Here is a 24,652-nt window from a genome sequence, read left to right as displayed (position 1 = left end):
TGTCGTTCAATGAACCAATCACTTAGCTGATTTTTGGTCAACCCATTTTAATTTAGCGACTGAATACGCAATTGCTGAAACTACTAATGCATCAGAGGCCGAGTTGCAAGTAATAGTTATGCATTTATTGCTGTGACACACAAATTACCACGCTTGAGTGCGCAAAATCAGGCCGTATACTGAGCTCATTCAAATTTAGGGACAAATAGATAAAATTGCCCTCCAATTCATGTCCACAGGAGTGACTGAATGCACTTAGAAGCAAACTTTGACGGTTTAGTTGGCCCTACTCATAACTACGCGGGCCTGTCGGTTGGCAACCTAGCCTCCCAAAATCACGCCAAGGCCAGTTCAAACCCCAAAGCCGCCGCACTGCAGGGATTAGATAAAATGCTCGCCCTGCATAATCTGGGAATGGTGCAAGGTGTGCTAGCACCGCAATCACGTCCAGACATCACCACGCTCCGCCAACTTGGGTTTAGCGGCAGCAACGCTCAAGTAATCGAAAAAGCCTTCACCCAAGCACCACACCTGCTTACTGCTTGTTACTCTGCCAGTAGCATGTGGAGCGCTAACGCGGCGACTGTCTCCCCCAGTGCAGACAGCCAAGATGGTAAAGTGCACTTCACCCCGGCTAACTTAGTAAATAAGCTACATCGGGCCATTGAGCATGAGCAGACTGGCCGAACTTTAGCGGCAGTGTTCAACGACGACAGTCACTTTACTCACCACCGTGCTTTACCAAGTCACGATGCCTTAGGTGATGAAGGTGCAGCAAACCACACCCGCTTGTGTTCAAGCTATGGCGAACAAGGGCTGCAACTGTTTGTGTATGGCAAATCAGCATACGATCAAACTAAACCACAGCCGCAGCGCTTTCCTGCTCGACAAACCCTAGAAGCCAGCCAAGCCATCGCACGCTCACATCAATTAAACCCAGAGAACACGATATTTATCCAGCAAAACCCAGAGGTGATCGATCAGGGCGTGTTCCATAACGACGTGATTGCCGTCGGCAATCACAACCTGTTGCTTTGCCACCAACAGGCCTTTTTAGATCAGCCAAATGCGCTGGAACAGATAAAAGCAAAGTTCGGCAACAGTCCTCTATATATAGTAGAAGTAAAAACTGACGAGGTGAGCATTGAACAAGCGGTGAAGAGTTACCTCTTTAATACCCAGATCCTTACCCTGCCTAACGGTGAAATGGCATTGATTGCGCCAACCGAATGCCAACAGCAGCCGCAGGTCGCCGCTTTCCTTGCTGAACTACCACAGCGGAACCAACCAATTAATCATGTCCACTTTTACGACGTAAAACAAAGTATGCAAAACGGTGGTGGACCGGCGTGTTTGCGCTTGCGTGTGAATTTATCAGCCCAAGAGTTAGCAGCGGTAAACCCTGACTGTTTAATCAATCAAAATAAACACCGCCAGCTAAGCGGTTGGGTTGAACGCCACTACCGTGATCAACTGAGTTTTAATGATCTGCGCGACGTTGCCTTGCTCGATCAAAGCCAAACCGCTCTCGACGAATTAACCCAATTATTGGGACTTGGCTCAATCTACCCTTTCCAACGCTAACCTCGTCGTCTCTGCTGTCGTTAACGGCGGTGGAGACGAAAACTTCAACAACAGCTGAATAGTACATCGCTCGCTAACTCGCCCGCTTGCCAACATCAACCCCCAAAAACAAATCAAATTAAAGTAATTAATTACAAAATGAGCGTCACGTATAATTTTCAGGCAAACATTTGCCAGTAATTAACCACGTTTTTTGAGCTGCGCTGACTAAGCTAAAAATTGATATTTTCAGAGCGTGGGATGGGGACAATTTCACTGTCAAAAATCGGTCGCTAATCGCAAAAATTTGACGCATTTTTCCGTTTTAGGTAATCGGTCTCGCCAGTTAAAAATAACAAAACACCAAAGCGAGCAAGACAAAATCAATGGCAAATCAAAACAAAATGAACCAGCAGTCGCAGCAAGCCAGCAGTAACCGCAACAAAAACGCAAAGATTAACTCGAAGATTATACGTTTACCCCCTTTTTTGTTGGGCAGCGTTCTTGCTAGGCTTACCGCACTAAAAAAAAGATAATGACTACGAAGGAAGTTGAATGACGAATATTAATCCAGGAAAGTTAGGGTTAACAACCAAGATTCTACTCGGCATGTGTCTGGGTGCGTTGCTTGGTTTTGTACTCCGATTCACTGCAGGTGAAGCGCAATGGGTCAGCGAGTATTTCACTCACGGCATCTTTGATGTCATCGGCGGATTATTTGTATCCGCGCTGCGCATGCTGGTTGTGCCATTGGTCTTTGTGTCACTGGTGTGTGGTACTGCCAGCTTGGCCGATCCATCAACCTTGGGCCGCATCGGTGGTAAAACCTTGGCGTTGTACTTACTGACAACCGCCATTGCCATCTCATTGGCTTTAGGTGCCGCAACCCTGTTCCAACCAGGTGACCCGATCATGCAAGCGGCAGCGGCTGGCTTCGAAGCCAAAACCGCACCAAGTCTTGCCGATGTAGTTATTGGCCTTATCCCTCGTAACCCAATGGCGGCTATGAGCGAAGGCAACATGCTGCAGATCATCGTGTTCTCAATCCTGTTTGGTTACTGCATCGCACAACTGGGTGACAAAGCATCCACCGTTCGTCGTTTCTTCACTGAAATGGACAACGTGATGATGAACCTAGTTAACGTGGTTATGTGGTTTGCTCCATACGGTGTATTCGGTTTGATTGCCAAAATGGCACTGACCTTAGACTTGGCAGCATTCGGTTCGGTAATTAAGTACTTCTTCTTGGTGTTGGGCGTACTGTTCGTACATGCACTGGTTGTTTACCCAATGTTGTTGACCACACTAAGTGGCCTCAACCCAATCACCTTCTTAAAGAAGATGGGCAACGTACAGATGTTTGCGTTCTCAACCGCCAGCTCTGCAGCGACCCTTCCGGTAACCATGGAAAACGCCAAAGACAACTTAGGTATTGGTAACCGCGTAAGCTCGTTTACCTTACCTTTGGGTGCAACCGTAAACATGGATGGCACCGCCATCATGCAAGGTGTTGCTACGGTATTTATCGCCCAGGTATTCAGCGTTGATTTAAGCGCAATGGATATGTTGATGGTAATTCTGACTGCAACCTTAGCGTCTATCGGTACCGCTGGTGTTCCTGGTGTTGGTCTAATTATGTTGGCCATGGTACTGCAACAGGTGAACCTGCCAGTTGAAGGTATTGCCTTGATTCTAGGTGTTGACCGTCTGCTTGATATGGTACGTACCGCAGTAAACGTTACCGGTGATACCGCGGTATCCCTTATCGTTGCTAACAGCGAAAAGGACTTGAACAAAGAAACGTTTAAAGACCCTGATGCACTTGAAAAAGTAATCAGCTAAACGATTAGTTGAGATAAAAAAGAGGCCAAGCAGATAACTGCTTGGCCTCTTTTGTTTTAGCAATGCTGCCTTAGCTAGAGCGAGGCGCTAACGATATGCGAATGCTAGCAATATTAGGCTGTGTGGTAGTTAGCTGTTGAAGTTTATCTTAAGCCTTCGGCTTCACCGATTGCGGTGCTTTTAGAGGACTATGTCGCGGTGGCGACGGCACATTCTCGTATGCATTAGGGGGGGGGGAGCTTCGCCCCCTTTGGAATCCCCCCCCTTTGCCTTAGGTCGCACTCCAAAACGCTTTGCTGGACTGCTCCAATACGGCAAAAGCTCAACGACGGCAGTGCTTAACCCTTTGTCTCGGGCCTCGCCTAGCCGGTGCTTTAACTGTATTAGAAAGAACAACACTTAATTGGTAAACAGCCCAATATTAACGTGAACCTAACTGCCCCAACTCCGCCAGCTTGATCATGCCGCGCTCAATTACACTCTCTGCGCCTTTACCAAAGCGCTGGGCGATGTTTTGCTTAACCTTGTACTGCAGCTGCAGGATCTGCTTATCGCTCTGCATCAGGTAATCGTCAGAGGTTTGAATCGCATCAATAAGGCCTAGCTCTAAAGCCTGCTGACCAAACCAGTGTTCACCAGTGGCCACCTTACTGATCTCCATCTCCGGGCGATATTTACTGACAAACTGTTTAAACAAACCGTGGGTTTGCTCCAGCTCCTCTTTAAATTTGGCGCGGGCTTCATCGCTATTCTCACCAAACATAGTGATGGTGCGCTTGAACTCACCGGCAGTATGCATCTCAAAGTCGATGTCATTCTTCTTCAATACTTTATTGAAGTTAGGGAGCTGTGCAATCACACCGATAGAGCCAACAATCGCAAATGGGGCTGCAATGACCTTATTAGCAACACAAGCCATCATGTAACCACCACTGGCCGCGACTTTATCAACCGCAATCGTCATCGGGATCTCAGCTTGGCGCACTCGGTCCAACTGACTGGCAGCCAAACCATATGCGTGGACCATGCCTCCGCCACTTTCAACCCGAACCAACAACTCATCTTTTGCTTCTGCAACCGTCAACAGTGCACTGATCTCTTCACGTAAGTTGCTCACTTCCGCCGCATCAATGCCCGCTTTAAAGTCGATAACAAACAAACGGCCATCGCGCTCTTTGTCTTTTTCTTGCTTGGCCTTGGTCTTGGCTTCCGCTTTAGCAGCTTTGCTTCTGGCTTTAAGTTGATCATCACTGAGCAATTGATGCTGTAGCTGATCTTCATAATGCTCCAAGGTATCGCTAAGGTCATGGATATGCAGACTACCCTTACCACTCTTAACGTTCTTACTACTGGCGGCGGCAACAATAATAATGGCTGCAATAGCCACCACAAAAGTGACGGCCTTGGCTAAAAACAAGCCGTACTCAAATAGGAATTCCAACATATTCTCCCAAAAGTGAATTCAGACGTAGTGTATAGGATCAAAAAAGCCCGGCAAACGCCGGGCTTCAATCAAAGGTAACGGTTTGCGACTGAATTGGTTACTCAGCAGCGCATTCGCCACCTAAAACCACACAACCGTTAGTCACTTGCAAAGCAGCACCTTGGCTGGCTGCATGGCTAACGATCTGGGTTTGCATCTCTGCCGTCGCCGCAGCAGCATCTTCAGGGCTCAGAGCTCCCTCAAGTTCGGCTGGTACAAATGGGCTTGCTACAGAGCTGTGGTGGCCTTTGGTAAAGCGCACCGCACCACTAACGCCATCAGCACTCATCGTGGTCGCTGTAACTGCATCTAGGCCCATGGTAGCAATTAGTGGCTCAGTACCAGACAGAGGGAAGCCAGCCACGGTATTAGGCAATACTAAGTCTCCTGGTTGCATATCGTCGCCAACCACTTCAATCAGGTGGATTGGAGTACCGGTCGCAGCCAGCATCTCGGCGTGGTTAAGAGGATCCATGGCATCAATTGCGGTTTGTGAGGCAAAACCAAACGGTGGAATAACTTCCGCAGTAATTTGGTCGACAACCGCATCACAAGCTGGGCTATCTGCCACACCACCGGTTGCAGGATCGATACACTCTGGCGCTAACTCAGCAACCAAGGTGGCGTACAAGACAGGACCAAATGAAGCGGACCCAACGAATGAACCAGCCAAGCCGCCAGCAGGAGCAACCAATGATGCATTGGTAATCGCGTATGGGTTATCCCCTAACTCCGCCGGCCAGCTGTTGGCGTACGCGGTCGTAGTAGTGCCGGTAATACCGCCAAGACTTAAGCCTTGCAAGCTCACCTTCGCCATATCAAAGGTTGGAGCAGGTGCTGCGCCAGCGCCGACTTGTGCGGTTACTTCAGCAACCGTAAATGCCGACAGGCTTAGACGCAGGGCCAAGTGGTCAACAATTGCCTGACGGAAGTTATCGCGATTAGTTAGGCTGCTATCAAGCTTAGCAAACAGCAACACGTTACCTGCTGCAAACTCCTCACCAAAGGATGGGTTGGTTGCAGTGATCTCATAGTTACCGTCGCCAGTCAGATCAAAACCACGCTCACCGTGCAGCGGCATATCAATGGTCGCAGTAGCAATACCGGCTGAGCTATAGGCGCCAGCCAACGGCAAGGTAGTTCCCTTGGTGCCACCGATACCATGCAGAGTCATGGCCACCGGCCAACCGGTCGCTGGTTTTTCTATTGTCATACCCAACGCAGCAAACTTGGCAGGGTTAGGCATAGTGATCTGTACTGGAACAGTAACGCGATTTTGCCCACCGCTCATACAGGTCATTAGATCGACGCCACCACATGGATCAGGCACTGGATTGAAACGGGTAATGTGACGCAGCGCATCCGCTGGCTCACCGTTATCTAAGGTAAAGCTGGCACCCACCAACGAACTTGGGTTGGTTTCCACCATGGTTGGATCGATACCTTGGGCAATCGCCTGAGCGGCAAAGTTTTCTAACACCATGCCATTATCGATCTGCTGCAATACTGCTAACGGGCTATCGCCTAATGCAGTCCAGCGGCTATTTACTTCAGGGTTCGTAGCAGTCGGAATCGTTAGGTAGTAAGGCAGAGCAAGCTCAGCGGTATATACATCAGTCGCATCAGCCAATAAGTACGAGGTTTCCATACTCGGTGTTAACTGCAGGGCTTGTGCTACCGTGTAGCCCGCCGAAGTCGGTGCTACAGTCCAAGCTGGAGCAAACAGCGGCGATACCGCTTGAGTTGGTGTAGCCTGCAGGCCATCAGCCATCAGTTGGGTAATGGTAGAAACCGAGTCTTGGATAGACTGAGTGCTGAATACACCCGCATAGGTAACACTTTCGCTGTCGAGGGAGTGCGCCGCTGCCAGTGAGTCATTGTAGTTGTCGAGCAACGCTTTCAGGCCTGCTTGCGCTTCGCTTAGCTGAATATCGAGCTGCAACGTATCGTAAGTTGAAGAACCAAGAACCGGCTCACCTTCAACATCCGTTAATAGGTCGGTGGTTACATAGGCATAGCCTGAGGTCGGCTTAAGCGGTTTGATCGGCACGATGGCAATGCTACTGCCGGTAGCGCTAATGACAAAGTCTTCGCCATTAACCAGTTCGTCGCCCACAGCACAGATGCTCAGGCTAGGGTACGCGCCACAATTTGCTGGGTCTGGTGATAACGGACCACCTAGCGTCACCTCAAATAAACGAACCGCACCAGCGGCTTGAGCCGATGTGGGGTCGAGCTCTTTACCACCAAATAGGTCCAAGCTAATGTTGATTGGCATATTGGTTGACCAACCATCCAGAGCACCAAGGGCAATCTGTGGGTCGAGGTAGTCACCACTTTCTTCACCAGGGATCTCGAGGGTGCCGTCTAAGGTACCGGAGAACAGAAGATCATTCGGCAGCGGCAATAACCCGTTGGTCGGGTCGAATTGAATTCGAGTAGAAGCACCATCCGAGGCTTCAATTGGTACGCCATCTTCCTCAAGGAAGTCAGATTGGCTATCGCCGTCACAACCACTGAGACCGAGCGCTGACCCAATGGCCACCGTTAACATCAATCGTTTCATTGTTTCTCCCCAATTATCTTTACTTTTATTTTTCTGCCTTCCATTGGCACAATGGTGGCTGGCAAAGAGGTACTTCTAAGACCACTTGTTTCAAAAATTAACCTATAAGCCAGCCACTTACTACATTTTTACAACAAAAATTACGGTAAAATAACTTTCATTCTGAGTAATCAAGTCAGGGATTGTTTAAAACGGTGGCATAATGGGCCTACAAGGCCCTATTTTTCATGCAGTTGAGTAAGTAGTAAGGAAACTTAATGTTGGAATTCCAATGTGACGCCAACGCATTCACAGGCAAAACAATCTTAGTAACCGGCGCTGGCGCAGGTATTGGCCGTAGTGCAGCAATAAGTTATGCCAAGCACGGCGCAACCGTTATTCTGCTGGGCCGTACTACCAAAAAGCTGGAAACGGTCTATGACGAAATCGTCGCTGCTGGCTACCCAGAGCCGGCCATTGTGCCGCTGGATATGGGCGGTGCCACCGAACAAAATTTTATTGATTTTGGTGAGACCATTGACGAACAATTTGGTCAATTAGATGGGGTGCTGCACAACGCTTCAGAGTTAGGCACGCTAACGCCATTTGAACAGATCGACTTGGACACCTTTACCAAGGTGATGCAAATAAACGTCACTTCACAGCTGTTTTTGACCAAGGCGCTGTTGCCGGTGCTGCGCAAGGCACCACAGGCATCGATCGTCTTCACCTCTTCCGGCGTTGGTCGCAAGGGCCGAGCGTTTTGGGGGCCTTATGCCATTTCTAAGTTTGCCACCGAAGGGATGATGCAAACCTTGGCAGACGAACTGAGTGACAGCAGCATTCGCGCCAACTGCATCAACCCAGGCGCCACTCGCACCAAAATGCGCGCCACAGCATTTCCAGCGGAAGATCCACAATCGCTTAAAACGGCTGACGACATCATGCCGGTATACCTCTATCTAATGAGTGATGACAGTAAGGATGTTAGTGGCCAGAGCCTCGATGCTCAGCCAAAGCGTTAACACTTAATGGCGCCAGCAACGTTAATTAAATACAGCCGAGCTTTGTCTCGGCTTTTTACTGTTATAATCGCCACCAATTGCAGTTAGCTAGGCCCTTAGATATGGATCAACAACCTAAAAATCCGTTACACGGAATCACCTTAGAGAAGATCGTTACCGAGCTGGAGCAGTGGTACGGCTGGGACGATCTGGGTTACCTGATCAATATCCGCTGTTTTACCCACGATCCTTCAGTCAAATCGAGCCTAAAGTTCTTACGTAAAACCCCATGGGCTCGAGAAAAGGTAGAGCAGCTGTACATCAAGACGGTAAATCAGCGCTAATAGCAATGCCGCTAGGTATTTACCCTATTATTGCGACAGCCACATGGCCTCAAACAAAGCATTGAGTGTCATGGGTAGTTGCTTTAACAGCAACTCGGTAACACGGTTTGAGGGGAATTAGAGCAATAAGAGCGCTCAAACACTTAGTGACGTTGCTTGAAACTCGACCACAGCACACATATAAAACAGGGGAGCCCAATGGGCTCCCCTGTGGTATCTACAGCGTCGTAATTAACGGCTGCGTTTTGCTGGAGCATTACCGCCAGCGCCGCGACTACGGTGTTTACTAACCGCACGGCGGATCTTATTGGTCTTCAGGGTCTTCTGACGACGAGCACCAGCTTTGTCTTGCGCCAACAAGGTCCGCGTTTCCGGATCCATCTCGACCATCGCACGCAAGTAGTTAACCTGCTCCATCGGCAGCTCAATCCAACCACCGCGAGGCAAGCCTTTAGGCAACGGGATCTCGCCGTAGCGAATACGCATCAAACGGCTTACCTGAACCTCTTGGCTCTCCCACATGCGACGCACTTCGCGATTACGGCCTTCGGTCAGAACACCATGATACCAAGTATTCAAGCCTTCGCCGCCAGCACGACCGAGGCGACGGAAGCTGGCTTTGCCATCTTCTAAGTCAACACCGGTGCGCAAACGGTTAAGCATGGCATCATCTACTTCACCAAAGACACGAATAGCGTACTCACGCTCGACTTCGTGAGATGGGTGCATCAGACGATTCGCTAGTTCACCGTCAGTGGTAAACAGCAATAAGCCTGAGGTATTGATGTCCAAACGACCTACGGCAACCCAACGGCTGTCCTTAATCTTTGGCAAACGATCAAATACGGTTGGACGACCCTGCGGATCGGTGCGAGTACATAACTCACCTTCTGGTTTGTAGTACGCCAAAACCCGGCAGATCACCTCGTCTTCCGACTTTAAGGAGATCAGGTTGCCATCGATGCGCACCTTCAGATCAGAACCACCTTCAATACGATCACCCAGCTTGGCAACTTGGCCATCAATGCTGACGCGTCCAGCGGCGATCACGGTTTCCATCTCCCGACGGGAACCGTGACCTGCTCGAGCTAATACTTTCTGTAACTTTTCGCTCATTAATCTCTTCTTAGTGTACGTGCGGATCGGAATCCGCTGGCGCGCGGTTAAACATCGCCGCTAACGCCTGTTCATCGTCCAGAGCAGGCAAATCAGCCAAACTCTGCAAACAAAAATACTGTAAAAACTGTTCTGTGGTGGCATAGAGCGCTGGTCTACCAGGCAGCTCTTTATGGCCAACAACCGTTACCCAACCACGTTCGGTTAAGGTGCGGATGATGGCAGCACCGATGGCGACACCACGCACTTGTTCGATTTCGCCCCGAGTTATCGGTTGACGGTAGGCGATAAGTGCTAAAGTTTCCAACAATGCCCGAGAGAATTTTGGTGCCTTTTGTGGCCATAAGGCACTCAAGGGCTGACTTAAATCCTCGCGACTTTGAAATTGGTAAGCGCCACCGCTTTTCACCAATACAATGCCACGTTCTCGATAATCCAACTCTAACTGTAACAACACCGAGCGGATCTGCACGCTGCCGATACCATAAGTTTCTAGCACCGTTTGTTTAAGCTGGTTAATTGTCAGCGGTGTATCTGCAATAAACAGTGCCGCTTCAATCAACTGACTTAGTTGTTTTTCATCCAGTTGGCTCATGTACGGGCCCTTACCTGAATTGGTCCAGCGAGTTGCGCTTGCTGCAGTTCAATCAGTTGCTCTTTACACAGTTCAAGTAACGCCAACAAGCTTACCACGACACCAGCTCGCCCCTCTTCAACCGTAAATAGTTGTTCAAAAGGGGTGAAGTCGACACTGCTGAGCTGTGCCAAAATCTGGCTCATTCGCTCTCGTGTCGATAGCGCTTCCCGCGCAATGTGATGGTGTTCAAAATGATCGGCACGGGCAATAACCTGCTGCAAAGCACCAATGATCTCGCTCATCGATACCGTTGTTTCCTGTACCTGCGGCACTAAATTGGCCGCCTGCGCTGCTCGAGCCCGCCAGAGATCTCGTTCATGCCGAGGCAGCTCATCTAACCGTTCCGCCGCTTGCTTAACGACTTCATAAGCTTGCAGCTGCTGAATCAGTAACGTCCGTGGGTCGATCTCATCTTCGTCAGCAACGGGCGCTTTTGGCAGCAATAGCCGAGATTTAATCTCCGCCAGCATCGCCGCCATCACCAAATATTCCGCTGCAAGCTCGAATTTCATTGCCTCCATCAAACCAATGTATTCCATATACTGTGCAGTAATGGCCACTATCGGCAGATCAAGGATATCCAACTTCTGCTTACGAATAAGATAGAGCAGCAGATCCAATGGCCCTTCGAACGATTCCAAGATAACTTCCAAGGCGTCCGGCGGGATAAACAGATCCTGAGGCGCCTGCAACATCGGCTTCCCCTGGACAATCGCCAGCGGTAACGCACGTTGCTCAGTCATGATTGGTTGATTCGTCGCCATTAAAAAAACGCGCCATTATATAGATACTGACGCCCGTTGTCAGTGCCTTATTCAAATGGGGATGGATCGCCAGCACCGACCCGAACAATCTCAGGGTTATCCTCAGACAAATCTACCACCGTAGTAGGCTCTGACATCAGGTAACCAGCGTCGATAATCAATGCTACTGCGTGCTCTAGGGTCATACGGATCTCATAAGGATCGGACTCACTATCTTGTTCGCCAGGCAAAATCAGACTGGTCGACATCATAGGTTCACCCAAGGCTTCCAACAACGCTAACGCAATGCGGTCGTTAGGAATACGGATACCGATAGTTTTACGCTTCGGGTTAAGCAGCCGCTTCGGCACCTCTTTAGTGCCTTTGAAGATAAAAGTATATGGCCCGGGGGTATTGTTACGCAGCAAACGGAACGCGGCATTATCGACACGGGCATAGTTAGCCAACTCAGAGTGGTCGCGGCACATCAAACTGAAGTTGTGATCGTCGTTAATTTGGCGAATACGACAAATAAGCTCCATCGCCTTCTTATCACCAATGGTACAACCTAACGCATAGCCGGAATCGGTTGGATAAACAATCACCCCACCTTTTTGCAGGATCTCCACCGCTTGCTTAACTAGCCTCACCTGCGGGGTTTCTGGGTGGATCTGAAAAAACTGGCTCATTGGCCCTCCTCAATCCAACCAAAATGATGCCACACCCCGGGTTGGTCGGGACGATGCAGCCCTCGGCCTAGTTCCAGCCAACGGCTGGGGCCATGAAAATCACTGCCGGCGGATAACAATAGGTTCTGCTCTTTGGCCAGTAGTTGTAAAAACTGTTGCTGCTGTTGGTTTTGCTGACAATGGATGGTTTCAATCGCTTCGCCACCAGCTTCAACAAAATCCGCCGTCAACATCCGCAACCACTTATTAGATAGTTGATATTTAGCTGGGTGAGCCAAAACCGCCATGCCACCAGCATTATTAATATGTGCTACCGCTTCAGCTAATGGACACCATTGGTTACCAACGTAGGCGCTTTCACCTTTACCTAGATACTTGTCAAACGCCAGTTGTGGGGTGGCAACCAAGCCCATATCAACCATTGCTTTGGCAAAATGACTACGACCAATATTGCCACCGTCTGCGTAAACTCGCGCTTGCGCCAACACCCCATCGAAACCACGTTTAACCAGCTTTTGCTCAATCAACTCTGCCCGTTGCTGACGCCAGTGCGATTGGCGCATCAATAACTGTTGTAGTGGCTCATTATCGATGTCGAAATTGAGGCCAACAATATGGATCTCCCAGTTACGCCATGAGGTTGAGATCTCCACCCCGTCAATCACCTTAAGTGAACTGCCGTTAGCGGCCACTTTTGCCTCCGCGAGGCCGGCGATGGTGTCGTGATCGGTCAACGCTAAGATCGACACCTGTTGGTTGATAGCTCGTTGCACCAATTCGGTTGGTGTCAGGCTGCCATCTGATGCTCGGCTATGGCAGTGAAGATCGATTTTCATAAATATCCTTAAGCAGTTAGCCACATTGTACGTCAGCAAGCGGGCAATGTCCGCGTATTCGACTATTGGTTCTTGACAGCCCCGCAATTGAGCCGTTAGTCTCAACGTACTGCTGACCTAGTACAGCATTGCAACCATAATTTCGCTTACGCTATGACGCGAAGCAAACCATAGGCAGTTTCAGATGACTAACCCAGTTAAACACACACATTGGTGGTGGCGCTCTCCGACATAGCGGGGGTGCAATTAACTGTGCCTGACTGACCAGAAAACAATTTCTTCAGCCCGCTTTCAACATATTGAAAGCGGGCTTTTTCGTATTTATAGGGTTTCAACATGATCATCATTCTAAAAGCGGGCGTAGCCGAAGCCGATGCAAAACAGCTTCTTGAGAAAATTGAAGGGCTAGGACTGAAGCCGCTATACATGCCGGGCGTTGAGCGCACGGTGCTCGGTGCCATCGGTGACGAACGCATCTTGGCCTCGCTCCACCTTGATAGTGACCCCCGTGTAGATGAGCTAAAACCGATACTTTCCAGCTACAAGCTGGTTTCTCGTGAACTAAACCCTATCGATAGCCATGTGATGCTCGGCAACCACGCCGTTGGCGGCGAGCGCTTTACCGTTATTGCTGGCCCGTGTGGCGTCGAGAGTAAAGAGCAACTGTTCAGCGTTGCCGATATGATCAAACAGCAAGGTGAAGCGGTTGCCCTTCGTGGCGGTGCCTTTAAACCACGAACCAGCCCATACTCATTCCAAGGTTTGGGTGAAGAGGGCTTAAAGCTGCTGCAGCAAGCAAAGCAGCGCACGGGCCTACCAATTGTCTCTGAAGTAATCGACGCCAACGACGTTGAGCTAATGGCGCAATACGTTGATTGCTTCCAGATTGGTACTCGTAACATGCAGAATTATCGTTTATTAGAAGCAGTCGGCAAGCAGCAGATCCCAGTGTTACTTAAACGCGGCATGAGTGCCACCATCGAAGAGCTGTTGCTGGCAGCGGAGTACATCGTCAATTCAGGTAATCCGAATGTGATCTTATGCGAGCGTGGAATTCGCACCTTTGAAACCGCTACCCGCAACACCCTCGACCTTAATGCGGTAGCCTACTTAAAGCAGAAAACTCATCTGCCAGTACTGGTTGACCCAAGCCACGGCACAGGCGTTCGAGAATTGATCGCTCCGCTCAGTTATGCAGCAGCTGCAGTCGGTGCAGATGGCATTATCGTGGAATCTCACCTCAATCCGTGTGAAGCTCTATCAGATGGCCATCAAGCGTTAGACGCAGAACAGTATGCGGCACTGCTTGATGGCTTAAGACCCTTTGTTCATGCCGCCGGGAAGCTGCTGTAATGATCTCGTCTCTATCTAGTGGGCAAGCCCAAACCTTGACCACCAGCGTGCAATATCACGCCCAACCAGCGCAGGTGTATTACAACCTGTGCCACGATAAAGCCAACACCATGCTGTTGGAGTCCGCCGAGATTGAATCGAAGGCGGGGCTAAAAAGTCTATTAATGCTTGATGCGGCGGTATCACTGCGCTGCATGGGACGGACGGTGACGGTAACGCCGTTGTCTGCCAACGGCCACAACATCATGCCGTTTATCGCCGAGCAACTGGCGCAGTTTGCGCCGACTCAGCAAGGGGATAGCCTAGTGGTTACCACCCCTGAGGTTGCCTCCGGTCTCGACGAAGACAGCCGTTTGAAAGCGGACTCGCCGCTCACGGTGTTGCGACTACTGCAACAAAACATCGACTCTGACGATGCACTGCCAGAATCGATCATGCTGGCCGGTAGCTTTGCATTCGATTTAGTGGCCAGTGTAGAGCCGCTACCCACGGTTGCTGACAGCGCTAACAACTGCCCGGATTACCTGTTTTACTTAGCTGAAACCACATTAGTACTGGATCACCAAGCTCGTACCGCTCGCCTTATCGGCACCCTATTTGGCGGCGCCCAGACCGAAGCGGTACGAAACGACAAGCGCCTGCGCTTAGGTGCCATTGCCGATAGGCTAAAGCAACCGCTTGATGAGCTGCCAAGCAACCCGGTTGCCGCAACTCAGGTAGAAGTGAATCAAAGCGACGCGCAATTTAAGCAGACCGTTGATGAATTGAAGGAACATGTTCGCGCCGGCGATATTTTCCAAGTAGTCCCAGCACGTCGTTTCTCGCTGCCTTGCCCTGATCCTATTGCCGCTTACCAACGCCTTCGGGTGTTGAATCCAAGCCCATATATGTTCTTTATGCAGGCTGATGATTTCGCCCTCTTTGGCGCGTCGCCAGAAAGTGCGTTGAAATATGAAGTGGACAGCAATCAAGTGGAGATCTATCCAATTGCCGGTACCCGCCAACGTGGTAAGCACAGTGATGGCAGCATTGATCACGATCTTGACGGCCGCATTGAGCTCGGCCTCCGCCAAGATCAAAAAGAACTGTCTGAGCACCTGATGCTGGTCGACTTGGCTCGTAACGACGTCGCTCGCATTAGCCAACCGGGTACCCGTAAAGTCGCAGAGTTGCTGAAGGTCGATCGCTACAGCCACGTGATGCACTTAGTGTCCCGCGTTACCGGCCAGTTGCGAACCGATCTTGACGCCCTACATGCCTATCAGGCCTGCATGAATATGGGCACACTAACCGGTGCGCCGAAGGTTCGTGCCGCACAATTACTGCGACAAGCCGAAGGCGAGCGTCGTGGCAGCTACGGGGGTGCTGTTGGTTATATCAATGGCCGCGGTGACATGGATACCTGTATCGTTATTCGTTCGGCTCTAGTTAATAACGGCATCGCCCATGTGCAAGCTGGTGCCGGGGTGGTCTTTGACTCCGATCCGCAAAGCGAAGCCGACGAAACCCGCAATAAAGCCCAAGCGGTACTACGCGCCATCGGGGGTGCAGCATGAGCATCAATGCGACTGACGCAAGCAGTAAAACCCACATTACCTTACTGGATAACTTCGATTCCTTTACCTGGAACCTAGTTGATCAATTCCGTAGTCTCGGCTACCCAGTTACGGTTTACCGTAACGACATCGACGCTAAAGTACTGGCGGATAAGCTATTGGCCCAGGTCAATCCCGGCGTACTGGTGTTGTCTCCGGGGCCTGGAGCGCCGCACGAAGCTGGTTGCTTGATGGAACTTATCAGCTTATGCGCTGGCAAGTTACCAATGCTAGGGATCTGTCTTGGTCACCAAGCGATGATTGAACACTATGGCGGTAAAGTTGGCCGTGCAGCACAGTTGATGCACGGTAAGTCGAGCCCGATGCAGCACAACAACAGTGCCCTATTTGCTGGCTTGCCTAACCCACTGCAGATCGCCCGTTACCACTCCTTGGTAGGGCTAGAGATCCCAACCGCGCTAACCGTTACTGCCGAAGTGGATGGCATGGCGATGGCTATAGTCCAACCTCAGGACCGGGCGGTGGGTTTCCAGTTCCACCCAGAATCTATTTTGACTGAACATGGCGCCCAGTTACTGCGCCAAACCCTAACCATTTTGACCAAGGAAGAGCCACTATGTTGATCACTGATCTTCTCGCCCAACTGATCGCTGGGCAATCCTTAAGCCGCGAACAAAGTAAGTTTCTGTTTGGCCAAGTGGTCAAAGGTGAGGTTACCGAAGCACAATTAGCGAGCGCCTTAACCGCGTTGAAGATCAAAGGCGAAACCATTGATGAAATCACCGGCGCGGCGGAAGCGTTGCGTCAAGCGGCCACTCCCTTTCCCCGCCCACAGGGCGATCTATTGGATATCGTTGGTACCGGTGGCGATGGCGCGAACACCATCAACATATCAACCACTGCAACTTTTATCGCTGCCGCAGCTGGCGCCCGTGTAGCTAAACACGGCAGTCGTTCGGTATCGTCCAAGTCTGGATCTTCTGATCTGCTCACCAAGTTCGGCATCAACTTAACCATGACACCGGAGCAGTCGGCTCAGTGTCTTAACCAGCTCGGTGTTACCTTCCTGTTTGCGCCGCATTACCATGCAGGCATGAAATACGCCGCCCCAGTCCGTCAACAACTGAAAACGCGCACCCTGTTCAACATCATGGGGCCGCTGATCAACCCAGCGCGTCCAAATCAGATGTTGTTAGGAGTTTATGCCGCTGAGTTAGTTGAGCCGATTGCCAAAGTGCTGCAAGGCCTTGGGGTAGAACGTGCACTAGTAGTACATGGTTTGGGTTTGGATGAGCTCGCGGTACATGGTGATAGCCATGTTATCGAGTTAAAGGACGGTCAACTCTACCCACGTGTTTACACCCCTGAAGAGTTGGGTGTAGACCAATTCGATTTGACTGAGCTTGAAGGTGGCGAACCTGAGCACAACATGGCTATCAGCACTGAATTGCTTGGCGGCGGCGGTACTGCAGCGCAACGTGCGGCGGTGGCGGTTAACGCCGGAGCTGGCCTATACCTCGCCGGCAAAGTCGACACCATTGCTGCCGGTACTAAACTCGCACTAGCAACCATGGACAGCGGTAAAGCTCTTGAACTTATTAACCAATTCGCCGAGGCCAGCCAATGAGCATCCTCACTACCGATACCGTGCTGGATAAAATTGTCGCCACCAAGCCCGCGCAAATTGAAGCGTTGGCGGCCAAATACGGTGATCTGCTCGATCGCCGTGCTGCGCCATCGGATCGCAGCTTATATGAGCGTTTAAACCAACCTAACGCAGGTTTTATTCTCGAGTGTAAAAAAGCCAGCCCATCCAAAGGGTTGATCCGCGCTGATTTCGACCCCGTTGCCATTGGCCGCGTCTACGATAATTACGCCGCAGCTATCTCGGTGTTGACCGATGAACAGTTTTTCCAAGGGGATTTTGAGTACCTTAAAGCGGTTCGCGCAGCGGTTTCTATTCCCGTGCTGTGCAAAGATTTTGTTATCGATCCTCGTCAGCTTCGCTTAGCCCGCAACCTCGGTGCCGATGCGGCCCTGTTGATGTTGTCGGTACTATCAGACGATCTCTACCTCGAGCTGGCCGCTGAAGCTAACCTGCTCGGTTTAGATATTCTGACCGAAGTCAGCAACGAAGCAGAAATGGCACGGGCGATAGCTCTTAAGGCCAACATCATTGGCATTAACAACCGCGATCTGCGCGATCTCAGCGTAGATTTAGCTACCACCGAGCGTTTGGCACCTCTGGTTCCAGCCGGAACTGTGGTGATCAGCGAGTCGGGAATCTACAACAATCAACAAGTGCGTCACCTCGCGCCGTTAGTCAACGGCTTCTTGGTTGGCAGCAGCCTAACGGAGCAAGAAGATATCGATCTCGCCTGTCGCGCACTTATCTACGGAAATAACAAGGTATGCGGCTTAACGCGCACCGAAGACGTGCTAGCCGTCGCCGCTGCTGGCGCCGTTTACGGCGGCTTGATCTTCGCCGAGAAGTCTCCCCGCCGCATCAGCCTGAGCCAAGCACGGGAGTTGGTAACGGCAGCCCCACTTAACTTCGTCGGCGTTTTTGTTAACCAGCCGGTGCAAGAAATAGCCTACGTCGCCAACACGTTAGGGTTACATGCCGTGCAACTGCATGGCAGCGAAACCGCCGCCGACGTAGACCGTCTACGTCAGTCAGTGCAGTGCCAAATCTGGAAAGCGGTCAAACCCGATGGCAGCAACCGGGTCTCCAACGCCGATCGCTCCCTGTACGACAGTGCCAAAGCGGGACAGTTTGGTGGCACTGGCGAGAGCTTCGATTGGAGCTTGTTGGGTAACGATCGACGCGACGCCTTACTCGCCGGCGGGATCGGCCCTGACAACATTGAGCAGGCAGTCGAAGCCGGTTGCTTCGGCCTCGACCTAAACTCGGCGCTCGAAGATGCACCGGGACAGAAAAATCACACTAAGTTGCGCCACTGCTTCGACCGCATGCGTGCCTACGGCAAGAATCAATAGAGAAAACATCATGAGTAAATTAGATCCCTATTTTGGTGAATTTGGTGGCCAATACGTTGCCCAGGTGCTGGTGCCGGCATTGGACCAACTGGAACAAGCCTTTATCGATTCACAGCAAGACCCTGCGTTTCAGGCAGAGTTTATTGAGCTGCTGCAAAACTACGCGGGCCGTCCGACTGCATTAACCCTGACCAAAAATTTCAGCCCCAACCCGCTGGTAAAGATATACCTCAAGCGAGAAGACCTGCTCCACGGGGGGGCGCACAAGACCAACCAGGTTCTTGGCCAAGCGCTTCTGGCTAAACGCATGGGCAAGAAAGAGATCATCGCCGAAACCGGTGCTGGTCAACACGGCGTAGCAACGGCATTGGCCTGTGCCCTATTAGGCTTGAAGTGCCGAGTATACATGGGGGCTAAAGATGTTGAGCGACAAAGCCCGAACGTATTTAGAATGAAGTTGATGGGCGCTGAGGTAATATCAGTGACCGCCGGCTCCGCCACCCTAAAAGACGCTTGTAACGAAGCGTTACGTGACTGGAGTGCCAACTACGACAGCGCCCATTACCTGCTGGGTACCGCAGCTGGCCCGCACCCATTCCCAACCATCGTCCGTGAATTCCAAAAGATGATTGGTGAAGAAGCGAAGCAGCAGATCCTGCAACAGGAAGGTCGCTTGCCAGATGCGGTTATCGCCTGTGTGGGTGGAGGCTCTAACGCCATTGGCATGTTCGCTGACTTTATTGACGAGCAAGAGGTGCAACTTATCGGAGTTGAACCCGCAGGCCTTGGTATTGACTCAGGCAAGCATGGCGCGCCATTAACCCACGGCACCATGGGGATCTTCTTCGGCATGAAAGCGCCGTTAATGCAGGATCAAAACAACCAGATTGAGGAGTCATATTCAGTTTCTGCCGGTTTGGACTTTCCATCGGTTGGGCCACAACACGCACACTTGGCTGCTACCGGACGAGCCCAATACCCATCTATTACCGATGCAGAAGCGCTGGAAGCGTTCCAAATGCTGGCAAAAAGCGAAGGCATTATCCCTGCGCTGGAATCTGCCCACGCACTTGCTCATGCATACAAAATGGCCGAGCAAGCCACCGAAGAGACGGTATTACTGGTTAATCTATCTGGCCGCGGCGACAAAGACATCTTTACCGTTTACGACATTCTTGAGAAGGAGGGTTCGTTGTGAGCCGTTACCAATCCCTGTTCGCTCGCTTACAAGCGCGTGCTGAAAGCGCCTTTGTCCCGTTCGTTACCATTGGCGATCCAAGCGCCGAAGACAGCTTAGCCATCATTGATGCTTTGGTCGCAGGTGGTGCTGATGCGTTGGAGCTGGGTATTCCGTTTTCTGATCCCGCCGCCGACGGCCCAACCATTCAAAACGCTAACTTGCGAGCATTAGAGGCTGGTGTAACCCCAACCATCTGTTTTGAGCTATTAACTGAGATCCGGGCCCGTTACCCAGATCTGCCTATCGGTTTATTAACCTACGCAAATCTGGTGTTTGCGCCAGGGGTGGATAACTTCTACCAACGCTGCGCTGCCGCTGGAGTCGATTCGGTGTTAATTGCCGATGTACCAACCCATGAATCGACACCGTTCACCGCTGCCGCTAAGGCCGCAGGCATAGCACCGATCTTTATTGCTCCGCCGAATGCTGACAGCAAACAGCTGCAACAAGTGGCAGAACTTGGTGAAGGTTACACCTACCTGCTGTCCCGCGCTGGCGTAACCGGCACGGAGACTGCTGCCGGTATGCCAGTCGACCACCTACTAGCCGATTTAGCCAAGTACAATGCTCCACCGGCTATTTTAGGCTTTGGTATTGCTGAGCCGCAGCAGGTTAAGGATGCCATTGCAGCTGGCGCCGCCGGTGCGATTTCTGGCTCTGCTGTGGTAAAAATAATCGAAAATAATCTAGATGATTCAACCGTACGGGCCAACGAACTCACTGAGTTCGTTAAAAACATGAAGGCAGCAACGATTCACGCTAGCTAGGCTGACAAGCGGATTGGGCTTGAGTATGCTTATGCGTTCAAGCCTGAATCCGTTGTGTAACTTTGTGAGACGCTGAATGAAACAACTGCTCGATTTTCTGCCCCTATTGGTCTTCTTTGGGGTCTATAAGTTTTACGGCATTATTGCTGCTACCGGTGCCATCATCGTCGCCTCTGCTATTCAGCTTACATTGATGTACACCCTGTACAAAAAAGTCGAAAAGATGCACCTATTTACCTTCGCCATTTTATTGGTTTTTGGTGGCGCCACAGTATTCTTTCAAAACGATGCTTTTATTAAGTGGAAGGTCACCATTGTCTACAGTTTATTCTGTGCCATCTTGATTGGCGGTAACCTGATGGGAAAACCGGTAATGAAGGCGATGCTTGGCAAAGAGATGAAACTGCCGACCCCTATCTGGATGAAGGTTGGTTACGCTTGGAGTGGTTTCTTCGCTGCTTGTGCCGCTGCTAACGTGTATGTTGCTTTCAGCTTGCCGCAAGAAACTTGGGTTAACTTCAAGGTATTTGGTTTAACGGGTCTTACCCTAACTTTCACAGTATTGACCTTCGTCTACCTGTTTAAGCACCTACCTAAAGAGCAGAAGTAAAGCAGCACCGCAGTTGATTCCAACGCCGCACATTGCGGCGTTTTTTTTGGCTGTGTCGTAGTTAGCTGTTGAGGTTTATATCCAGCCTTCGGCGCTACTGATTGCACTACTCTTATGGGTTATGTCGCGGTGGCGACGGCACATTCTTGTATGCATTAGGGGGGAGCTCCGCCCTCTTTGGAATCCCCCTTTGCCTTAGGTCGCAGTCCAAAACGCTTCGCTGAACTGCTCCAATGCGGCAGAAGATCAATAGCGGTAGTGCTTCCCTTTGTATCAACACTCGCCTAGCCGGTGCTTTAACTGCATTGGAAAGAACAACACTTAATTGGTACACAGCCTTTTTCTATCTATTGTTCAGATTGACTACATAAAACGGCGCAATGAACCGCTCATTTCCCCGCGGAGCCATGCTAAAAGAATGTTATCAAGCTATCGGATTTAGCGTTTTCTTATCACCATCGCATCCTTTTGTTGCCTTAAATTGCCCCCAAACCAAACCAATGCCTCAATTTGAGCAAAAACAAGACTCACGACCACCCTACTCTCCCCCAATACCAATCAACTACACAAAGCGTAAAAATCACTGCCAATTACACCTCCAAGCGCTGGTTTAGCTGCGCCCTTGCCCGTATATTACGCCGCCTGAGTTTAGGGTGAATAATTTATACACAACCTTAAACCAACCAATTTCTAGTACTGGGGCGTGTCCCCTCTATCGAGTAGAAGCTAAAGATGAATCGAGCCGTTAAGATCTTGATTGCTGGCATTGCAATCAACCTATGTATGGGCGTGTTATACGCTTGGAGTGTATTTTCTAAGGCGTTGCAGTCTGAACTAGGTTGGTCCAGCGTTGATGCTGGTATGCCATACAGCGTTGCGGTAATGGTATTTGCTTCTTGCTTGTTAATCTCCGGCATCCTTCAAGACCGCATGGGTCCTCGTAAGATGGTTATCCTCGGTACTTCCATGGTTGGCTTGGGCTTAATCGCATCATCTTTCGCTACAACCCCACTGATGCTGGCCATCTGTTTTGGTGTACTTGTTGGCGCCGGTATTGGCTTCGCTTACGCATGTTTATCTCCAGCGGCTATGAAGTGGTTCCACTCCTCTAAAAAAGGTTTAGTTTGTGGCCTAATCGCTGGCGGCTTTGGTATTGCTCCATTGTACTTGGCACCATTGACTAACTTCCTTATCGACACCCAAGGTATCAACAATACCTTCTTATACCTTGGTGCTGGCGCAGTGCTGATTGCCGTACCTCTGGCATTTACCATCGTTAACCCACCAGCAGGCTATGTTGCTGCAGCTCCAGCTGGCTTTGTAGCCCCTGTTGGTAAAGGCGCTGGTAACGATTTCACTTGGCGTGAGATGCTGAAAACCAAGCAGTTCTACATGCTGTGGGTAATGTTCTGTTTTGCTGCTTCTGCTGGCCTGATGTTGATCGGTAACATCACCTCCATCGCTTCTTTGCAGGGCGGTTTAAGCAACGCTGCGTTCTTGGTATCGGCATTGGCAGTATTTAACTCGGGCGGCCGTGTTGTCATGGGCATGCTGTCTGACAAGATCGGCGCAATCCGTACTCTGCTGTTGGTATTCTTACTGCAGGGAGTAAACATGGTGCTGTTCCCTATGTACCAAACGGAAATGGGCTTTATGCTGGGCGCGGCTTTAGCTGGTATCGGTTACGGTGCATTGCTGTCAGTATTCCCATCATTAACTGCTGACTACTACGGCCTGAAAAACTACGGCACCAACTTTGGCGTGCTATACACCGCATGGGGCGTAAGTGGTTTCATCGGCCCAGTCGTAGCTGGTTACGTTTCATCAGCCTATGGTTCTTACGCGATTGCGTACACCATGTCAGCAGTAATGCTTGCTATTGCTGTGGTACTGGCGCTCACCATTAAGCCGGTTGTCAAAACTCAAGCTAACAGTGCTGTTGAAGCGGAACCTGCTAAGGCATAACCGCTCGCTCGACTGGAAAACAAGCCGCCTTATTAGGCGGCTTGTTTGTTTTCTGCTCCTCCATTTTTACTTCCACACCCTGCCCCTTCAATTTCCAGCTGAGCTCATGCTATCGTGCCCACTCAAACTTAGTCCCTCGAAACAGGATGAATTTATGTGGTACATGATCTGCTCTGAAGATGTCGACAATAGCCTGCCGTTGCGTACGCCTGTACGTGCTGCCCACCTAGCCCGCTTGCAGGAACTGCGCGATCAAGGCCGCTTGCTGACCGCCGGTCCATTGCCAGCTATCGACAGCAATGACCCCGGCGCTGCTGGCTTCACTGGCTCGCTCGTCGTTGCAGAGTTCAATAGCATTGAAGATGCTCAAGCTTGGGCTGACGCCGATCCTTACATCCCTGCTGGCGTATACAAAAGTACCGTTATTAAGCCATTCAAGCAGGTGTTCTAATGAAGATCGTCTCCTTTAATATCAATGGATTGAGAGCACGGTTACATCAACTTGAAGCGTTGATTGACAAGCACCAACCTGACGTAATCGGGTTGCAGGAGATAAAGGTAGACGATAGTCAGTTTCCGTTAGCAGCCGTTGAAGCCTTGGGCTATCACGTTGAGCATCATGGTCAGAAAGGCCATTACGGTGTTGCCATGCTCACTAAGCAGAAGCCAATTGCAGTACAAAAAGGCTTCCCAACGGATAAAGATGACGCCCAGAAACGGATGATCATGACCACCGTCACTGATGCAGCGGGCACACCAGTTCAAATACTGAACGGTTATTTCCCGCAAGGGGAAAACCGGAAGCATGAAACCAAATTTCCCGCAAAGCAGAAGTTCTACCAAGATCTGATGAACTACCTCAACCAGCATCGCAGCAGCGACGAACAGGTAGTTGTAATGGGGGACATCAACATCAGTCCTGCTGAACTCGATATCGGTATCGGCGAACCTAACCGCAAGCGTTGGCTGCGTGACGGTAAGTGTTCATTTTTACCAGAGGAGCGTGAGTGGTTGGCCACACTATTAGATTGGGGCTTTACCGATAGTTTCCGTTATCTTCACCCGGACTTAGGTGAAAAATACAGCTGGTTTGATTACCGCTCTAAAGGCTTTGCTGATAACCGTGGTTTGCGTATCGATGTGATCTTAACCACATCAAGTTTGACTAAAAAAGTCATAGAAGCCGACATTGATTATCCACTAAGAGGTATTGAAAAGCCTTCAGACCACGCCCCGATCTATACAGTTTTGAAATAAAAATTGGCAAACTGTAATAAAATTACGGCGCTTAGGCGCCGTTTTTTATGCACTCACATCGTTAAAAACACACTGTCGCAAACAAAATAATCATTTTAACAA

At 50.5% G+C, this 24,652-nt stretch carries 22 protein-coding genes; 15 read left to right on the top strand and 7 right to left on the bottom strand.

What is annotated here, in order from left to right; genetic code table 11:
- Window positions 1-249: 249 nt before the first annotated feature.
- Together astB and HER31_RS02680 are read left to right on the top strand one after the other, a co-directional pair.
- Window positions 250-1,584 carry an N-succinylarginine dihydrolase gene (gene astB, locus HER31_RS02685; protein ID WP_168659143.1) on the top strand — a complete coding sequence of 445 codons (1,335 nt, stop codon included), beginning with the start codon at window positions 250-252 and terminating at the stop codon, window positions 1,582-1,584.
- A 534-nt stretch (window positions 1,585-2,118) separates the two neighbouring features.
- A complete protein-coding gene (locus HER31_RS02680; protein ID WP_168659142.1) occupies window positions 2,119-3,405 on the top strand; it encodes a dicarboxylate/amino acid:cation symporter in 1,287 nt (428 codons plus the stop codon).
- 421 nt (window positions 3,406-3,826) lie between these two features.
- On the opposite strand, the gene sohB is transcribed toward HER31_RS02680, so the two are convergent.
- Both sohB and HER31_RS02670 read right to left on the bottom strand, forming a co-directional pair.
- On the bottom strand, window positions 3,827-4,846 hold the full coding sequence (sohB, locus tag HER31_RS02675; protein WP_168663107.1) for a protease SohB: 1,020 nt from the start codon (window positions 4,844-4,846) through the stop codon (window positions 3,827-3,829).
- Window positions 4,847-4,946: 100 nt separating this feature from the next.
- Window positions 4,947-7,454: a VolA/Pla-1 family phospholipase gene (locus HER31_RS02670; RefSeq protein WP_168659141.1), complete on the bottom strand. Its 2,508-nt coding sequence runs from the start codon at window positions 7,452-7,454 to the stop codon at window positions 4,947-4,949.
- Window positions 7,455-7,711: 257 nt separating this feature from the next.
- Between HER31_RS02670 and HER31_RS02665 the strand changes: the two genes are divergently transcribed.
- The gene (locus HER31_RS02665) at window positions 7,712-8,458 is read left to right on the top strand and encodes a YciK family oxidoreductase (RefSeq protein ID WP_168659140.1); all 747 of its coding nucleotides are present in this window, start codon (window positions 7,712-7,714) and stop codon (window positions 8,456-8,458) included.
- 101 nt (window positions 8,459-8,559) lie between these two features.
- Window positions 8,560-8,781 carry a VF530 family protein gene (locus tag HER31_RS02660; RefSeq protein ID WP_168659139.1) on the top strand — a complete coding sequence of 74 codons (222 nt, stop codon included), beginning with the start codon at window positions 8,560-8,562 and terminating at the stop codon, window positions 8,779-8,781.
- A gap of 231 nt (window positions 8,782-9,012) precedes the next feature.
- On the opposite strand, the gene rluB is transcribed toward HER31_RS02660, so the two are convergent.
- From rluB to HER31_RS02635, 5 genes are all read right to left on the bottom strand, one after another.
- Window positions 9,013-9,897, bottom strand: coding sequence for a 23S rRNA pseudouridine(2605) synthase RluB (gene rluB, locus HER31_RS02655; protein WP_168659138.1), 885 nt, complete (start codon window positions 9,895-9,897; stop codon window positions 9,013-9,015).
- A 10-nt stretch (window positions 9,898-9,907) separates the two neighbouring features.
- On the bottom strand, window positions 9,908-10,492 hold the full coding sequence (scpB, locus tag HER31_RS02650) for an SMC-Scp complex subunit ScpB (protein ID WP_168659137.1): 585 nt from the start codon (window positions 10,490-10,492) through the stop codon (window positions 9,908-9,910).
- Complete coding sequence (locus tag HER31_RS02645; protein ID WP_420811006.1) at window positions 10,489-11,277, bottom strand: segregation and condensation protein A; 789 nt, start codon at window positions 11,275-11,277, stop codon at window positions 10,489-10,491. Before HER31_RS02645 ends, scpB begins: the two co-directional genes overlap by 4 nt.
- Window positions 11,278-11,345: 68 nt before the next feature.
- A complete protein-coding gene (locus tag HER31_RS02640; protein ID WP_168659136.1) occupies window positions 11,346-11,966 on the bottom strand; it encodes an L-threonylcarbamoyladenylate synthase in 621 nt (206 codons plus the stop codon).
- Window positions 11,963-12,802, bottom strand: coding sequence for a PHP domain-containing protein (locus HER31_RS02635; protein ID WP_168659135.1), 840 nt, complete (start codon window positions 12,800-12,802; stop codon window positions 11,963-11,965). The genes HER31_RS02640 and HER31_RS02635 overlap by 4 nt, the downstream gene beginning before the upstream one ends.
- Window positions 12,803-13,138: 336 nt before the next feature.
- Here HER31_RS02635 and aroF point away from each other — a divergent pair, with 336 nt between their 5' ends.
- The 11 genes from aroF (at window position 13,139) to xthA (ending at window position 24,550) form a co-directional block, all read left to right on the top strand.
- Window positions 13,139-14,155: a 3-deoxy-7-phosphoheptulonate synthase gene (gene aroF, locus HER31_RS02630; RefSeq protein ID WP_168659134.1), complete on the top strand. Its 1,017-nt coding sequence runs from the start codon at window positions 13,139-13,141 to the stop codon at window positions 14,153-14,155.
- Window positions 14,155-15,711 (top strand): anthranilate synthase component 1, encoded by a 1,557-nt coding sequence (locus HER31_RS02625; protein ID WP_168659133.1) that lies wholly within the window; start codon window positions 14,155-14,157, stop codon window positions 15,709-15,711. Before aroF ends, HER31_RS02625 begins: the two co-directional genes overlap by 1 nt.
- A complete protein-coding gene (locus tag HER31_RS02620) occupies window positions 15,708-16,334 on the top strand; it encodes an aminodeoxychorismate/anthranilate synthase component II (RefSeq protein WP_168659132.1) in 627 nt (208 codons plus the stop codon). The genes HER31_RS02625 and HER31_RS02620 overlap by 4 nt, the downstream gene beginning before the upstream one ends.
- Entirely contained in the window at window positions 16,328-17,338 is a 1,011-nt protein-coding gene (gene trpD / locus HER31_RS02615; protein WP_168659131.1) for an anthranilate phosphoribosyltransferase, read from the top strand. The genes HER31_RS02620 and trpD overlap by 7 nt, the downstream gene beginning before the upstream one ends.
- Window positions 17,335-18,711: a bifunctional indole-3-glycerol-phosphate synthase TrpC/phosphoribosylanthranilate isomerase TrpF gene (trpCF, locus tag HER31_RS02610; protein ID WP_168659130.1), complete on the top strand. Its 1,377-nt coding sequence runs from the start codon at window positions 17,335-17,337 to the stop codon at window positions 18,709-18,711. Before trpD ends, trpCF begins: the two co-directional genes overlap by 4 nt.
- A gap of 10 nt (window positions 18,712-18,721) precedes the next feature.
- Complete coding sequence (trpB, locus tag HER31_RS02605) at window positions 18,722-19,909, top strand: tryptophan synthase subunit beta (protein ID WP_168659129.1); 1,188 nt, start codon at window positions 18,722-18,724, stop codon at window positions 19,907-19,909.
- Window positions 19,906-20,718, top strand: a complete 813-nt coding sequence (gene trpA / locus HER31_RS02600) for a tryptophan synthase subunit alpha (RefSeq protein ID WP_168659128.1) — start codon at window positions 19,906-19,908, stop codon at window positions 20,716-20,718. The genes trpB and trpA overlap by 4 nt, the downstream gene beginning before the upstream one ends.
- 76 nt (window positions 20,719-20,794) lie before the next feature.
- The gene (locus HER31_RS02595; protein WP_168659127.1) at window positions 20,795-21,328 is read left to right on the top strand and encodes a septation protein A; all 534 of its coding nucleotides are present in this window, start codon (window positions 20,795-20,797) and stop codon (window positions 21,326-21,328) included.
- Between the two features lie 732 nt (window positions 21,329-22,060).
- The gene (locus HER31_RS02590) at window positions 22,061-23,293 is read left to right on the top strand and encodes an L-lactate MFS transporter (protein WP_168659126.1); all 1,233 of its coding nucleotides are present in this window, start codon (window positions 22,061-22,063) and stop codon (window positions 23,291-23,293) included.
- 154 nt (window positions 23,294-23,447) lie between these two features.
- A complete protein-coding gene (locus tag HER31_RS02585) occupies window positions 23,448-23,744 on the top strand; it encodes a YciI family protein (protein ID WP_168659125.1) in 297 nt (98 codons plus the stop codon).
- Window positions 23,744-24,550 carry an exodeoxyribonuclease III gene (gene xthA / locus HER31_RS02580; protein ID WP_168659124.1) on the top strand — a complete coding sequence of 269 codons (807 nt, stop codon included), beginning with the start codon at window positions 23,744-23,746 and terminating at the stop codon, window positions 24,548-24,550. The genes HER31_RS02585 and xthA overlap by 1 nt, the downstream gene beginning before the upstream one ends.
- Window positions 24,551-24,652 lie beyond the last annotated feature (102 nt).

This window comes from Ferrimonas lipolytica (assembly GCF_012295575.1).
Lineage (GTDB): Bacteria > Pseudomonadota > Gammaproteobacteria > Enterobacterales > Shewanellaceae > Ferrimonas > Ferrimonas lipolytica.
Note: the sequence above shows the minus strand (reverse complement) of the source record. Positions and strands in the feature narration are given on the sequence as shown.

What these genes read in the sequence shown, in the direction of transcription:
- astB (WP_168659143.1), top strand. Translation starts at nt 250, where the DNA reads ATGCACTTAGAAGCAAACTTTGACGGTTTAGTTGGCCCTACTCATAAC.
- HER31_RS02680 (WP_168659142.1), top strand. Translation starts at nt 2,119, where the DNA reads ATGACGAATATTAATCCAGGAAAGTTAGGGTTAACAACCAAGATTCTA.
- HER31_RS02670 (WP_168659141.1), bottom strand. Translation starts at nt 7,454, where the DNA reads ATGAAACGATTGATGTTAACGGTGGCCATTGGGTCAGCGCTCGGTCTC.
- HER31_RS02665 (WP_168659140.1), top strand. Translation starts at nt 7,712, where the DNA reads ATGTTGGAATTCCAATGTGACGCCAACGCATTCACAGGCAAAACAATC.
- HER31_RS02660 (WP_168659139.1), top strand. Translation starts at nt 8,560, where the DNA reads ATGGATCAACAACCTAAAAATCCGTTACACGGAATCACCTTAGAGAAG.
- rluB (WP_168659138.1), bottom strand. Translation starts at nt 9,897, where the DNA reads ATGAGCGAAAAGTTACAGAAAGTATTAGCTCGAGCAGGTCACGGTTCC.
- scpB (WP_168659137.1), bottom strand. Translation starts at nt 10,492, where the DNA reads ATGAGCCAACTGGATGAAAAACAACTAAGTCAGTTGATTGAAGCGGCA.
- HER31_RS02645 (WP_420811006.1), bottom strand. Translation starts at nt 11,277, where the DNA reads ATGACTGAGCAACGTGCGTTACCGCTGGCGATTGTCCAGGGGAAGCCG.
- HER31_RS02640 (WP_168659136.1), bottom strand. Translation starts at nt 11,966, where the DNA reads ATGAGCCAGTTTTTTCAGATCCACCCAGAAACCCCGCAGGTGAGGCTA.
- HER31_RS02635 (WP_168659135.1), bottom strand. Translation starts at nt 12,802, where the DNA reads ATGAAAATCGATCTTCACTGCCATAGCCGAGCATCAGATGGCAGCCTG.
- aroF (WP_168659134.1), top strand. Translation starts at nt 13,139, where the DNA reads ATGATCATCATTCTAAAAGCGGGCGTAGCCGAAGCCGATGCAAAACAG.
- HER31_RS02625 (WP_168659133.1), top strand. Translation starts at nt 14,155, where the DNA reads ATGATCTCGTCTCTATCTAGTGGGCAAGCCCAAACCTTGACCACCAGC.
- HER31_RS02620 (WP_168659132.1), top strand. Translation starts at nt 15,708, where the DNA reads ATGAGCATCAATGCGACTGACGCAAGCAGTAAAACCCACATTACCTTA.
- trpD (WP_168659131.1), top strand. Translation starts at nt 16,328, where the DNA reads ATGTTGATCACTGATCTTCTCGCCCAACTGATCGCTGGGCAATCCTTA.
- trpCF (WP_168659130.1), top strand. Translation starts at nt 17,335, where the DNA reads ATGAGCATCCTCACTACCGATACCGTGCTGGATAAAATTGTCGCCACC.
- trpB (WP_168659129.1), top strand. Translation starts at nt 18,722, where the DNA reads ATGAGTAAATTAGATCCCTATTTTGGTGAATTTGGTGGCCAATACGTT.
- HER31_RS02595 (WP_168659127.1), top strand. Translation starts at nt 20,795, where the DNA reads ATGAAACAACTGCTCGATTTTCTGCCCCTATTGGTCTTCTTTGGGGTC.
- HER31_RS02590 (WP_168659126.1), top strand. Translation starts at nt 22,061, where the DNA reads ATGAATCGAGCCGTTAAGATCTTGATTGCTGGCATTGCAATCAACCTA.
- HER31_RS02585 (WP_168659125.1), top strand. Translation starts at nt 23,448, where the DNA reads ATGTGGTACATGATCTGCTCTGAAGATGTCGACAATAGCCTGCCGTTG.
- xthA (WP_168659124.1), top strand. Translation starts at nt 23,744, where the DNA reads ATGAAGATCGTCTCCTTTAATATCAATGGATTGAGAGCACGGTTACAT.